Source organism: Phyllobacterium sp. A18/5-2, from assembly GCF_025452215.1.
In the GTDB taxonomy this organism is placed as follows: domain Bacteria; phylum Pseudomonadota; class Alphaproteobacteria; order Rhizobiales; family Rhizobiaceae; genus Phyllobacterium; species Phyllobacterium sophorae.
This window is the reverse complement of record NZ_CP104967.1, coordinates 365539-379122: the sequence shown is the minus strand read 5'-3', so window position 1 is coordinate 379122 and position 13584 is coordinate 365539. Positions and strand designations below refer to the sequence as shown.

At 56.5% G+C, this 13584-nt stretch carries 9 protein-coding genes and 3 pseudogenes; 6 read left to right on the top strand and 6 right to left on the bottom strand.

The genetic code is table 11. The features are described from left to right. Positions 1 to 17: 17 nt before the first annotated feature. From N8E89_RS20335 to N8E89_RS20325, 3 genes and pseudogenes are all read right to left on the bottom strand, one after another. On the bottom strand, positions 18 to 344 hold the full coding sequence (locus N8E89_RS20335; RefSeq protein WP_262262981.1) for a hypothetical protein: 327 nt from the start codon (positions 342 to 344) through the stop codon (positions 18 to 20). A 33-nt stretch (positions 345 to 377) separates the two neighbouring features. Continuing rightward, positions 378 to 1369, bottom strand: a pseudogene (locus N8E89_RS20330) (GSU2403 family nucleotidyltransferase fold protein). A gap of 252 nt (positions 1370 to 1621) precedes the next feature. Then, entirely contained in the window at positions 1622 to 2314 is a 693-nt protein-coding gene (locus N8E89_RS20325) for a GntR family transcriptional regulator (RefSeq protein ID WP_262262980.1), read from the bottom strand. A gap of 148 nt (positions 2315 to 2462) precedes the next feature. On the opposite strand from N8E89_RS20325, the gene N8E89_RS20320 reads away from it, so the two are divergent. The 5 genes from N8E89_RS20320 to N8E89_RS20300 all read left to right on the top strand — a co-directional run bounded on the left by N8E89_RS20320 (position 2463) and on the right by N8E89_RS20300 (position 7770). Then, the gene (locus N8E89_RS20320) at positions 2463 to 3464 is read left to right on the top strand and encodes an ABC transporter substrate-binding protein (protein ID WP_262262979.1); all 1002 of its coding nucleotides are present in this window, start codon (positions 2463 to 2465) and stop codon (positions 3462 to 3464) included. A gap of 70 nt (positions 3465 to 3534) precedes the next feature. After that, positions 3535 to 4371, top strand: a complete 837-nt coding sequence (locus tag N8E89_RS20315; protein ID WP_262262978.1) for an ABC transporter ATP-binding protein — start codon at positions 3535 to 3537, stop codon at positions 4369 to 4371. Positions 4372 to 4376: 5 nt separating this feature from the next. Further along, positions 4377 to 5246, top strand: a complete 870-nt coding sequence (locus N8E89_RS20310; RefSeq protein ID WP_262262977.1) for an ABC transporter permease — start codon at positions 4377 to 4379, stop codon at positions 5244 to 5246. Positions 5247 to 5297: 51 nt separating this feature from the next. After that, entirely contained in the window at positions 5298 to 7028 is a 1731-nt protein-coding gene (gene araD, locus N8E89_RS20305; RefSeq protein WP_410010435.1) for an L-arabinonate dehydratase, read from the top strand. Between the two features lie 16 nt (positions 7029 to 7044). Then, the gene (locus tag N8E89_RS20300) at positions 7045 to 7770 is read left to right on the top strand and encodes a ribonuclease activity regulator RraA (protein ID WP_262262976.1); all 726 of its coding nucleotides are present in this window, start codon (positions 7045 to 7047) and stop codon (positions 7768 to 7770) included. Between the two features lie 662 nt (positions 7771 to 8432). Here the strand turns inward: N8E89_RS20300 and N8E89_RS20295 are convergent. The 3 genes and pseudogenes from N8E89_RS20295 to N8E89_RS20285 form a co-directional block, all read right to left on the bottom strand. Next, positions 8433 to 10177 (bottom strand): annotated as a pseudogene (locus tag N8E89_RS20295) (TRAP transporter large permease subunit). Between the two features lie 12 nt (positions 10178 to 10189). Further along, positions 10190 to 10894: pseudogene (locus N8E89_RS20290) on the bottom strand (TRAP transporter small permease subunit); the annotation flags it as partial. 31 nt (positions 10895 to 10925) lie between these two features. After that, entirely contained in the window at positions 10926 to 12071 is a 1146-nt protein-coding gene (locus N8E89_RS20285) for a TRAP transporter substrate-binding protein (protein ID WP_262262975.1), read from the bottom strand. Positions 12072 to 12724: 653 nt separating this feature from the next. On the opposite strand from N8E89_RS20285, the gene N8E89_RS20280 reads away from it, so the two are divergent. Further along, positions 12725 to 13567 (top strand): GNAT family N-acetyltransferase, encoded by an 843-nt coding sequence (locus tag N8E89_RS20280; RefSeq protein WP_262262974.1) that lies wholly within the window; start codon positions 12725 to 12727, stop codon positions 13565 to 13567. The last annotated feature ends 17 nt before the right edge of the window (positions 13568 to 13584 follow it).

The following is a 13584-nucleotide window of genomic DNA, read 5'->3' as shown; positions in this document are numbered from 1 at the left end:
TTTCCGGGCAGTGGCCTTCAGGCCACGGCAGCGACAAGATCGGCTAGCGGTGGAATCCTCTGATTGCGGTTGTTAAGACAGAGCCGATCACCGATATACGAATAGAAGGAAACGCCGAGCTTCCTGCAGGTCTTCATCAGGCCGAGCATGACGTCACGCGCCTGGCGGCCTTTGTCGCTCATGGTGCCGCCGGAGATGTCGTTCTCGGATGCATTGGTGTGTAGCGGTATTTCCGGTCGTTCCAGCACCTTGAGGAGTTTGAGCCGTCGAATTAATTCAGCTGCGACTTCGCACGCCAGGGGTATGACGCGAACGCTGCCGCTGATGAAGACCAACCGCAGCACGAGACATGCGTCATGGACGTCAAGATCACCGGCTCAGCTCTTGCCCAGACCGTAGTCTTTCGGGTCTGCTTCCAGATCAGCCATTGCTTTCGCCAGACTGTCTTTGAATAGGACCTGCGTCGGTTCGTCATAAGTCCGCATGCTTTCAGCAAGCGCGTCTTTCCATGCCTCTCCTCTGGCCCAGGCCGCCATATAAGCATCGGCCAAAGCCTCGCCCTGTCTCGTGTCGATCATTGCTGTCATCAATATCCGCGCCTGCAACCTGTCCTTGCGGCTCTTCGCCGAACCATCGGCGTCGGTCCGGCGGCGTGATCCCACAATCAGTTTATGAATGGCGTAGCGCTCCGGCGCGGGTACCAGGACCGGGATACCTGGTCCATGCAGCAGCACTGCACGCACCGGCTGGTAAATGAGAAAATCCAAAAACCGTAAGGGCTCGGCTGCCGCACCCCCAGTGCCGGCATAGGTGCTGGATGGCGGCCATAATCGTCGGATCCCGTATTCGGTGTCAGAAACTCGACCCGATAGCCGGAACGGTTGGCGAATTTGGTCGATAGGTGGCTATCGCTCTGGTGCGGGATTTCACGAAATGTCGGGTCGACAGTTCGCAGCACGTCGAGGATCGGCGGGAGTGCGTCGCCGACCGCAGTTGAGATGGAGTGGAACTGGGCAAAGTCGGCATCGGCGGTCTGCAACGCTGCGTTCGGCAGGCGGACGCCGAGGATCGCCGAATAGCATTGGAAGGCCACGGTGCCGACGAGAACGCCGCGCAAACGGAAGAAGCCGGCATCCGCCAGGGTCTGGACCACCGCACCCACAAAGGGTTCCGGCCGCGGAAGGTAGGCTTCCCGGACGAGTGTTGAGACGAGCTTGCGCCGTGCTCGGGCATCGGCCTTGAGGTCTTTGAAACTCTCGACCCTGCGGGTAATTTCTGCGTCGTCGACCGGGCCGACATAGCGGCGGACCTTGCCGCCGCCCTCTTTTGCGGTATCGAAGTACCAGTAGCGGCGACCACGACTTTCCATTGAGATGAACCGGCCGTCGAGAGGAAAGTCGCCCGTAAACGCTGCATCGAGCGAGCGCTGCGCCAGCTCGGAATAAAGCACCTGATAGGTGTGGTCGATAAGCTGCATTGTGCTATTACCAGTTCTGCGAAAATGATCATATCACAGGCAGCGAAAGGAATATATTACCAATTTCGCGAAAATGGTAATAGCGAACCGAACAGTTCGATCCGACTGAACAGGGTGGCCACTCTGGCCACAAGTGAACGTTACTCATTTGCGAACATAATCGGGGAATTGATCGCTTATAAGATCAATGATGGACAGTGTTCCAGACAAGTGTTTGCGCAGGGCGGTTTCAGCGGTATCTGCGCGTCCCGAACGTATCGCATTGATGATCTCTTGGTGATCTTCAAGCACAGTTTGCATCTTGCCGGGCATCGGCAGGTTCAAGCGGCGCAACCTGTCAAGATGGACGCTCTGGCGGCGCACGGTCGACCAGAGGTTGAGGATGTTTGCGCGCTCATAGATCTTCCGATGAAAATCCTTGTCCAGCGCATCGAACAGATCATATGTCTGCGGAGAGGCGACTTGCCGCTGTCTTGCCAGCAATTCCTCGAGGTCGGCGGCGATTTTGGCTGGACACTCCGTGGTAAGGCGGCGAACGGCTTCGAGTTCGATTGAGAGCCGAAGGAATTGTGCTTGCCTTGCATGATCGATGTCGATCCTTGCAACGACTGTGGCATATTGCGGATAGACTTCAACGAGAGCCTCCTCCTCAAGGCGCATCAGCGCGTCCCTAACTGGGGTCTGGCTGACGCCAAACTCCATTTGAAGCGATGCCCTGGAAAGTATTGTTCCGGGTGTAAGTTCGACGGAGAGGATACGGTCTCTCAATATTTCGTGGATTTGATGGGCGACCTGCCTTGTCCGATCCAGCATACTTTTTTGCACCCTGCCACTCATGAATGTTGCTCTCTCGTTTTCTGTCTCCAACACGTTTATCACAACTATTGGGTTGATGCACTGATGCATTAGTGCTTTAATTAATCAAGCGATGTCGGAGGATCGTCGCCCTCGTGCAAACGACACGCAAAACGATCGGGAGGAAAATATGCGATTGATTAAAGGCGCTATCGCCGCATTTGCTATCATTGTGGGTTTGGGCTCGTCCGGCCATGCCCAAGAGAAGACCGATATCTCCATCACCCGCCAGCCAGGAATCCTTTACCTGGCCAGCCATGTCATGGAGACGCAGAAGCTTATCGAAAAACACGCGGCAGAAGATGGCGTGAAAGGTGTTACCGTTAACTGGCGGACCTTCAGCGGCGGTGGTGCGCAGACGGATGCGCTGCTTTCGGGGAATGTTGACATCGTCAATACCGGAACCGGCAACTTGCTTTTGCTGTGGGACAGAACGCGTGGCAAGGTGAAAGGGATCATCACCAGCTCGGCGCAGCCAGTCATCATGGTATCGCGTGACCCGAAGATCAAATCATTGAAAGACATCGGTCCGAGCGACAAGATTGCTGTGCCAACGGTTGGCGTTTCGACGCAGGCGATCCTGTTGCAAATGGCAGCGGGTCAAATGTTTGGAGACAGCGATCTGAAGCATTTTGATGTCAACACCGTGCAGCTTGGGCATCCCGATGCAATGGCGGCGCTGGCCAACAAGAGCCACGAGGTGGCCAGTCATTTCTCCGCCCCGCCGTTCCAATATCTGGAGATTGATGCCGGAAATCACATCGTGGTCAATTCCAAGGACATCATTGGCGGTCCTTTAACCCAGGCAACGTTCTTCACGACAACGGATTTTGCCGAGACAAATCCCGTTATCATCAAAGCCGTCCGTGAAGCCACGGTCGAAGCGATCGACATGATCAAGAAGAACCCGCGCGACGCATTGAGCGCCTACAAGCAAGTATCGGGGGATAAAACCGATCTCGATGCCCTGGTGAAAATCATTGAGCAGCCGGACATGATGGAGTTCCGCACCGATCCGCAGGGTACGATGAAGTTTGCCACCCATCTGCACAAGGTCGGAACGCTCAAGACAATGCCTGCGGCGTGGACAGATTACTATCTGCCTGAATCTGCCGATCTGCAGGGCAATTAATACCCATTCGAACGATATCGACCTGGCATGAGATGCCAGGTCTTTCCACTCAATGCTTATGGAGGCCGAGATGTTACAGGCCGTGCAGCAAAAAAATAATCCTGAAACCGTGTCTCCTGTCACCCCAGCCGCGCAGAGCGCGGGCGCACCGCTCCTGACGGTCGATAAGGTCACGCTGCGCTACAAGACGCCAAACCTGCTCATTACAGCCACGGAGGGCGTAAGTTTTTCAGTCAATCGATCGGACCGCTTCGTGCTTCTCGGACCATCCGGTTGTGGCAAATCCACCCTCTTGAAGGCTGTTGGCGGATACATGGCACCGGTGAGCGGTTCGATTCACATCAATGGACGTCCGGTGAAAAGACCGGGCGCCGACCGCATGATGGTGTTTCAGGAATTCGATCAGCTTTTGCCTTGGAAAACGGTGCTTGATAACGTGATGTTTCCACTGATGGTTGCGCGCAAACTGCCACGCAAGGAGGCGGAGGAGCGGGCGCGGGAATACATTGATAAGGTAAAGCTCACACGAGCCACGGACAGCTACCCGCACACACTTTCCGGCGGGATGAAACAGCGCGTGGCCATCGCCCGCGGCATGGCGATGCAACCCGACATTTTGCTGATGGACGAGCCGTTTGCAGCGCTCGACGCACTCACGCGGCGCCAGATGCAAGATGAACTGCTGCAGCTTTGGGAAGACACCAGGTTTACGGTGATCTTCGTCACGCATTCGATCGCTGAAGCCATCAAGGTCTCCAACCGCATTTTGCTGTTGTCGCCTCATCCAGGACGCGTGAAGGCAGAGGTGGTCGACGTTGATCATGCCCGTCAGGACGACGGCAGTGCCTCGGCACTTGAACGCGATATCCACAACCTGCTCTTTTCCGAGCCTGGCCACAGGGAGTGACGATCATGACCAGTCCGCAAATCATCCTTGCAGCCGACGTCACAACAAACAGGCAGCATGCCAATGTAACCGAGGTCGAACAGAAGCTGGGTTCCCTCGAGCTTATCTGGGGGATCAGCGCGGTGCGCAAGACGGTGCTGATTATCGGTCTCGCCATCATTTGGCAGCTCTACGCAAGCTATCTCGACAATCCGCTGCTTTTCCCGACCCTCAGTGACACGCTGGTCACTCTTTACGATCGGTTCGTCGATGGCACATTGCCGTCGCGCATCTGGACGACGCTTCAGGTGCTGATCACAGGCTATGTGACAGGGACTTTGCTTGCAGCCATATTGACAATCCTTGCCATCAACACGCGGATCGGCACCGATTTTCTGGAAACCATGACGGCAATGTTCAACCCGTTGCCGGCAATCTCGTTGTTGCCGCTTGCGTTGATCTGGTTCGGCCTTGGCGCTTCCAGCCTTGTCTTTGTGCTGATCCATTCAGTGCTTTGGGCGGTCGCACTCAACACACATGCGGGCTTTCTTGGCGTATCGCGAACGCTGCGCATGGTCGGAGGCAATTATGGATTGACCGGTTTGTCCTATGTGATGCGGATTCTCGTTCCAGCTGCGTTTCCGTCGATCTTGACCGGCCTGAAAATCGGCTGGGCCTTCGCCTGGCGTACGCTGATTGCCGCCGAACTCGTGTTCGGTGTTTCGTCGGGACAGGGCGGGCTCGGCTGGTTCATCTTTGAGAACCGAAATCTCTTGGACATTCCTGCAGTCTTTGCCGGGCTCCTCACCGTGATCATCATCGGTCTCATCGTCGAGAACCTGGTCTTTCAGACCATTGAGCGCCACACGATTCAAAGATGGGGCATGAAGGAATAAGCCGTTCATTCCCGTCGCTATCCATGACCTTGCAAGGCTGAGCAAATAAACATGAAGAAAATCCCGGACACATTGAGAAGCGCCCGATGGTTCGCTCCTGACGACCTGCGCAGCTCCGGCCATCGATCAAGAACCATGCAAATGGGTTATGCACTGGAAGAATGGACAGGAAAGCCGGTCATTGCCATCCTGAACACCTGGTCGGATGCCAACCCTTGCCATGCACACTTCAAACACCGTGTCGAGGACGTCAAGCGCGGTGTGTTTCAGGCCGGCGGATTTCCGCTCGAATTGCCGGCCCTTTCCTTGTCGGAAAGCTACGTCAAGCCAACGACCATGCTTTATCGCAATATGCTGGCGATGGAGGTCGAAGAGCTTTTGCGCTCGCATCCGGTCGACGGTGCCGTGCTGATGGGTGGCTGCGACAAGACCACGCCGGGTTTGGTCATGGGAGCCGTGAGCGCCGGCCTGCCGATGATCTATCTGCCGGCCGGCCCCATGCTGCGCGGCAACTACCGCGGAAAAGCTCTGGGTTCCGGTTCGGACGCCTGGAAATTCTGGGATGAACGGCGTGCAGGCAAGCTATCGACCGATGAATGGGTCGAGGTGGAAGCCGGAATCGCACGTTCCTACGGCCATTGCATGACCATGGGTACGGCCAGCACCATGACAGCGATTGCCGAGGCACTCGGATTGACTTTGCCCGGGGCGAGTTCCATTCCGGCGGCAGATTCCAATCACATCCGCATGTCTTCCGCGGTGGGAAGGCGGATCGTCAGCATGGTTTGGGACGACCTGATCCCGCGCGAGATTTTGACCAGGGCGGCCGTTGACAATGCCGTTTGTGTCGCCATGGCCACCGGATGCTCGACCAATGCCATTGTCCATCTCGTTGCAATGGCGCGCCGGGCAGGGGTCAACCTGACAATGGACGATCTTGATCAAGCAGGCCGGACGACCCCGGTTCTGGCAAACATAAGGCCAACGGGCGATAGCTACCTGATGGAAGATTTCTACTATGCCGGCGGTTTGCGTGCGCTCATGGCAAAACTTGCATCAAGGCTCGATCTTTCGGTGCTCACAGTCTCCGGCCATACGCTCGGAGAAACGCTGGAGGGGGCCAAATGTTTCAATGACGACGTTATCCGCTCGCTCGACAATCCTGTCTATCAGGAAGGCTCGCTTGCGGTCTTGAGGGGCAACCTCGCGCCCACCGGCGCTGTCATGAAGCCAGCGGCATGCGATCCGAGACTGCATCAGCATCAGGGTCCGGCATTGGTTTTCGACAGCTACCCTGAAATGAAGGCAGCGATCGACGACGAGAACCTCGACGTCACGCCCGATCATGTCCTGGTGTTGCGTGGGGCGGGCCCGCAGGGCGGACCCGGCATGCCGGAGTGGGGCATGTTGCCGATGCCCAAGGCCCTGCTCAAGCAGGGATATCGCGACATGCTGCGTCTGTCCGACGCGCGCATGAGCGGGACCAGCTATGGGGCTTGCGTTCTGCACGTGTCGCCGGAATCGCATGTCGGGGGACCGCTGGCACTTTTGCGGACAGGCGACATCGTGCGGCTTGACCTGAATGCGCGCCGTATCGACATGCTGGTCGATGACAGTGAAATCGAACGCCGTCGTTCACAATGGCAAAAACCCGCCGACAAGGCCGGCCGCGGCTATGGCTGGATGTTTGCCAAACACGTGGGCCAGGCCGACACGGGCGCGGATTTTGACTTTCTCGAAACAGCCTTTGGGCCATCGGCTCCTGAACCGGATATTTACTGACATGCAAGGACAACGAATGACAAACTATGATCTAGGCGATGGAACGCGCAAGAAGCTGATGGGCGTGGCCACGCCAACAATTGCGACGGCGCTTTTCAAGCGCGGGCTGCGCAATCAGTTCATCCAAGACGTGCGACCACTGTCCGCAAAGAAGACCAACATGGTCGGGCAGGCCTTTACATTGCGCTATATACCGGCTCGCGAGGACCTTAACACGATCGAGGTGTTCCGCGATCCCAACCATCCGCAGCGCGCCGCGGTGGAGCAATGTCCGCAGGGAAGCGTCCTGGTGATGGACAGTCGCAAGGATGCCCGGGCAGCTTCCGCCGGCTCCATACTGATATCAAGGCTGCAGGTGCGGGGTGTGGCAGGTGTCGTTACCGACGGAGGCTTCCGCGACAGCCCTGAGATTGCCAATTTGACCATTCACGCTTACCACAATCGTCCTTCGGCGCCAACCAACCTGACCCATCACCAAGCCTACGATATCAACATCCCAATCGGCTGCGGCGATGTCGCTGTCTTTCCGGGCGATGTGCTCGTTGGGGACAATGAAGGGGTCATGGTTATTCCGGCCCATCTCGCCGACGAGATTGCCGACGAAACGGTCGAGATGACGGCCTATGAAGATTTTGTCACAGAGCAAGTCATGAATGGCGCAACGATCATCGGGCTTTACCCAGCCACAAGCGAAAAACCGAAGATCGATTTTGCCGCCTGGCGACAAAAGAACGGACGATAAGAATCTAAAAAAGGCGGATTTCGGTTTTCTCGTAAACGTTTAGCATAGGTGTTCATGGCAGCGCATTGATGACATGCGGAACACCAAAACGATGCAGCACCAAAGCAAGGTGTTGCAGCCAGGTTACGCGAATGCGGATCCCGCCAATAACCCTGTTCGGTGATCTTCGTGCGCCAGCCTAACCCTGCACCATGCTAATCGTAGATCATTATGAGCAGGTTCGTTACGATTATCAGGCCGATGGTTGTAAGCGACATAAAGACAATGAGGTCATTCATCGACGGCACCCTCCGTGGATGCGGCTATGATGCAATTATAGGGCCTTCGGCTCATTCGGAGAAATGGTCTTTTGTCGCTGCGCCATAAGACGCTGTCCCCGATAAAAAGAGCCGGACTGAACAGTCCGGCAATTGTGAAGGCTGAGAACCTTCATGGGGGAACAGCCGCCGCGGGAAAAATGGGGGGAACCGCTACGGCTTACGCGAGTGTACCGCATCGCCCATGTATTGCAACCAAGAGTTGAAAATCGTGCCTGCGCCTGCACACCTTGTCCGTTTTCAAGGGTCGGTAAGTCACGCGGCGGCATGGCATGCGGACCGCACCATTTCACGCGGATGGGCGCTTTTAGTTTGGGTTCGGCGGTTAAGGCAGGGCAGTCGCCCTCAACCGCCATAAAGGTAGTTCGGAAGCCAGAGCGTTATACCGGGCCAGATATACATGATGATCATGCACACGATGACGATCAGCATGTAGGGCATCATGCCGGCAAATATTTGATTGAGCGTGACATGCGGTGGGGAGACACCCTTTAGATAGAACGCCGACATGGCGACGGGCGGCGACAGGAACGCCGCCTGTAAATTCACAAAAACCAGCACGCCCCAAAGAACCGGGTCGATGTTGAAATGCTTCAGCATCGGTAGAAAGATCGGCACGAAGATGATGATGATCTCGGTCCATTCGAGCGGCCAGCCAAGAATGAATATGATTGCTTGCGACAGGATCATGAACTGGATGGGTGACAGGTCAAGCGACAGGACCCATTGCTCGAGCAGCGCCTGACCGCCAAGAATTGCGAAAACAGCCGAAAACAGTGCCGATCCAACAAAAAGCCAGCACACCATGGCCGTCGTCTTCGCGGTCAAGAACACCGCTTCCTTGGTGCGCTTCCAGTTGAGCGTTCGCGCCTGAAACGCCAGCAGAAAGGCCCCGGCGGCACCGACTGCCGCGGACTCGGTAGCCGTCGTGATTCCAAACAGGATGACGGCGAGTACGACCGCGGTGAGAGTGCCAAGCGGCATGACGGAGGAGGTCAGAAGCTTAACAACCTCCAACCGCTCGGCATTCATGTTCCGGTAGTAGCGGCCGAGTATCAGCGCAGCCAACACGGCAATGAGGCCGAACGCGATGTAAAAACCACTCGCCGGCCCAGCAGCCGTCGTGGGGGCCGCCTCCACGACCGGTGAGCCGAGCTGCTCCAATCCGGATGGAGCTTCAAGTTCGCTCGATGCTTGCGAATGGATAACGACATACCACCAAACGAGCAAAAGGGTGAATGTCGTCAGGGCGAAAGGTATCAGAGCGGCACTGAAATTCTTCAACAGTTTCCAATAGGTAAGGCGTCCATTGTCTGTCATGAGGGCCATCGCTCTGGATGGCGCGAGCAATGCCGAAAAAAGTCCAACAAGCATATTGCGTGAGTAGAGCGTCTGAAAGCTTCGCATCCAGGCCGGCACGGGTACCTTTGTTTGTTGCTCCGTCAAGGGGGAGCGATCCTTGGATTGATTGTCGCCCAGGCAAGAATGTAGACGAGATAAAGGAAAGCCAGGAAAAATCCGGGAAACATCGCGGCGGCATAGAGCTTTACAACGGACTGTCCTGCGACTGCCGCATAGACGATAATCATCACAGACGGCGGGATCAGGATACCCAGTGTGCCACCCGCGGTGATCACGCCAGAAGCAAGCTTGACATCGTATCCGGCCCGCAGCATCGGGTTGAAAGCAATCACGCCCATCAAGACCACCACAGCCCCAACGAGACCACTGGCGATACCCCAGAACGTGCACACGATGAGTGTGGCAACGGCCAGGGATGCTGGCACACGCCGGAACGAAAGCTGGATGCTGTAGAACATCTTGTCGACCAATGCTCCGCGTTCCATCACGTAACCCATGAGCACGAACAGCGGGATGGAAATCAGAACGTCGTTGGTCATGGCTCCATAAGTACGCTGCACCATCAGGTCGAAGACGCGATTATCTATCCAGTGCTCGGCGGGGTTGTAGAACGCGTAGAAGCCGAAAAACATGCCAAGGCCCATCAGGGTGAAGGCCGTCGGAAATCCCATGATGATAACGACCACGATGAGCATGAGCATCGTGATTCCAAGAACTGGATCACTCACGTTTGCAAATCTCCCCCCCGAACCACGTTTGCGCGCCGTCTCGTCGATTTGCTGTGCCCGCTCGATCGCGACTTTGCGCGTTTCCTCATCCACGTGCTCGCTGTGCGCGAGTTGCTCCTCGACCACGTCAATCTCAGCCACATCCTTGAGCCGGCTGGGCCATTCCCCCGTCTTGAGGCAAACGAGACAACGAACAATTTCGGCCAGGCCCTGGAGCATCACCAGGGCCCCAGCCAATGGAATGATCGATTTGAAGTAGTAGATCGGCGGGCCTTCTGCGGTCACGGTTGAATGCTCGCCGATCCGCCATGAAAGTGCTGCGTAGTCGTAGCCTGCGTAAACAAGGGCCGCGATCCCCGGCAGGAAAAAGACGATGTACAATATCAAATCAAGCCCCGCCTGCGTGCGTGGCCGCATCGAACTATAGAGAAAATCGCCGCGCACATGACCGTTCTGCGCCAGCGTGTACGCGCCGGCGAGCATGAATAACGAGCCATAGAACATGCTGCTGGCGTCGAATATCCACGCCGTTGGCATGTTCATGATATAGCGCTTGAAGACCTCGACGCAGACAAGCGTCATCAGTCCGATAATAAGCCACGCTGCGGCTTTTCCCACCCACACGCTGATGGCATCGACCGCATTCAGAAATTGCTGAACGTTCACACCTGCCCCCGATGGCGAGATATTTTCGCCGAACAAAGCATCCCCGGTCATGTTCCCAACGATGCTTTGTTCGAACTGCGTCTTAGATTTTCTTTGCCGCCGCGTTCTCGCCGAAATAGTGATCGAACGCCATCCGGCGGCTGACAACGGTGTCCTGTTCCCAACGCGTTGCCCGCTCGGCAAAGGCGAGCTGCGATTGGAGGATTTCCTTGAAAAGCGGGTTTTCGCCGGCCTTTTTCTTCACCACCTCGTCATAAACTTCCAACTGTTTCTTCAAGATCGCGTCCGGTGTCTTGTAGAATTTGACTTTGTCCGTCGTCTGCATCTCTCGATAATCTTTCGAATAGCGGTCAATTGCCTTCCAGTGCATATCCTGCGAAGCGGCCTCGACCGCATTGGCGATGATGGCCTTCATTTGTTCTGGCAGTGCGTCGTATTTCGTCCTGTTGAACAGGATCTCGAACTGCTCCGCATTTTGGTGATAGCTCTGGAGCATGCAGATCTTGGATACGTCAGGAAAACCAAGCACCCGGTCAGACGAGGCATTGTTGAATTCGGCCGCATCAAGCAGTCCGCGGTCCAGTGCCGAGACGATTTCGCCGCCCGGTAGCGCGTTGACCGCAGCGCCCAGACCCGTGAAAACATCAATGGAGATGCCAACGGTGCGGAACTTCATGCCATTGAGGTCTTCTGCCTTGGCAACGGGTTTCTTGAACCAGCCCAGCGGCTGAGTCGGCATGGGACCATAGGGGAATGACACAACATTGGCACCTATGGAGTCATAGAGCTTTGCGAGGAGCTCCTTCCCGCCGCCATATTTGTGCCAGGCCAGCAGCATGTTGGCATCCATCGCAAAGCCGGGGCCCGATCCCCATAGCGCCAGCGCCGTCTGTTTGCCGTAGTGATAGACAAGCACGCCGTGGCCGCCGTCCAGCGTTCCTTGCGACACCGCATCAAGCAGGCCAAATGCAGGCACCACCGCGCCCGCCGGAAGCACTTCGATCTTGAGGTCTCCGCCGGTCATGTCATTGACCTTCTTGGCAAAATCGAGCGCGAACTCGTGGAAAATATCCTTGGAGGGCCATGTGCTCTGCCAGCGCATATTGACTGGCCCTTGCGCCTTGACGACGCTTGGTGCAGCAACGATCGCCGCGCTGACCATAGCCACACCGCCCAAGAACTTGCGGCGCGAGGTCTTGTCCCCTGTTTGGGTCCTTGATTTGGTCATTTGTTCCTCCCAAAGCCCGGGCCTTCATGCCCAACTCAAACAATACTACTCAATGATTGCACAAGCAAAGACTACTTGATGAGTGCCAAAGCAATGAATCGAGCCGGGTCGCCTTCAAATACTAAAATTCAATATTGCTGGACTTGTTAAATTCTGACCGCTCTTTGACGAGGCCTCGCCCAGCCATTGAATGACTGCCTTGGCGAGGTAAAGACGGTCACGGTGCATAGCGCACGGTCTTGCCAATACGTCGTTTCGAACACCGTAACGATCGTGCGAAGGCGCAACATGTGCAACAGGGACGGCGCGATACGAAGCGCGAGGTGGCGATCGTCATCGCCCTCAAGGCCGGTCAAATGACTTCATGCCGGTTCTTCGGTTCTGCCGGCAGTATCGCGGCATTGCTGAAAAGGCCCCGGACCTGGTGGAAACTGCCAAAGAATTTAGCGCCGACAAGCCTTGACGGGAAACCGGATTCCTCATGGTGTGGGCAAAGTATCTCTATGCAGGATATTCAACATGCAACTACTATCGCAAGGCAACGCCTGACACACCGGCCAAAATACTACTGGCCACGCCGGCGAGGCGCCGAGCCATGGTGGCAATGGTGGACAACAGCTTCGTTAAGCTGGAAACTCTAAACAGGACCCGGGATGCCCGCGATCATTCGAAAAGCCAGCCGCGCCCAACTTGATATCATGATCGACTGGGCCGCAAGGGAGGGCTGGAATCCCGGCCTTGACGATGCCCCTGCCTTTTGGGCGGCAGACACGCAAGGATATTGGATTGCCGAAAAACACGGTGTGGTCGCGGCGGCGCTTTCCCTGGTCCGTTTTGATGCGACCTATGCCTTTCTCGGTTTCTACATTGCGCACCCGGATTATCGCGGCCAGGGCATCGGCTTTGCCCTCTGGCAAAAGGCGGTATCGAGCGCGGGAGACCGTACGATCGGGCTCGATGGCGTGGTGGCGCAGCAGGACCGCTACCGCAAATCGGGTTTCGTCTATGCGCATGCCAATTTACGCTATGGTGGCGAAGTCCAATGTGTTGAGCCACCGGGCACGGGGCTTGTTTGCGTCTCTCCGGTGCATGTGCCGATCCTGGTCGACTACGACGCGCGTTTCAATCCGGCCCGGCGCGATGCGTTCTTGCGCAAATGGCTGCTGCCCCTCGCAACGCGCAAGAGCGTTGCGTTCATCCGGAACGCACAGATCCTTGGCTACGGCACCATCCGCGCCTGCCGGGAGGGCCACAAGATTGGACCGCTGTTTGCCGATACGCAGACCAGCGCGGATCTCATCTTTCGCAAACTGGTGACGAGCGTCGGCGGTGGCCAGATCTTTCTCGATATCCCCGGGCCGAACGCCGCCGCGCAGGCGCTGTGTGATCGCTACAATCTGAAGCCGGTGTTCGAGACGGCACGGATGTATCGCGGCCGGGCGCCCGATTTACCCCTTGGACAAATCTACGGGATCACCACGTTCGAACTTGGATAAAGAGGGAGCATAGGGCT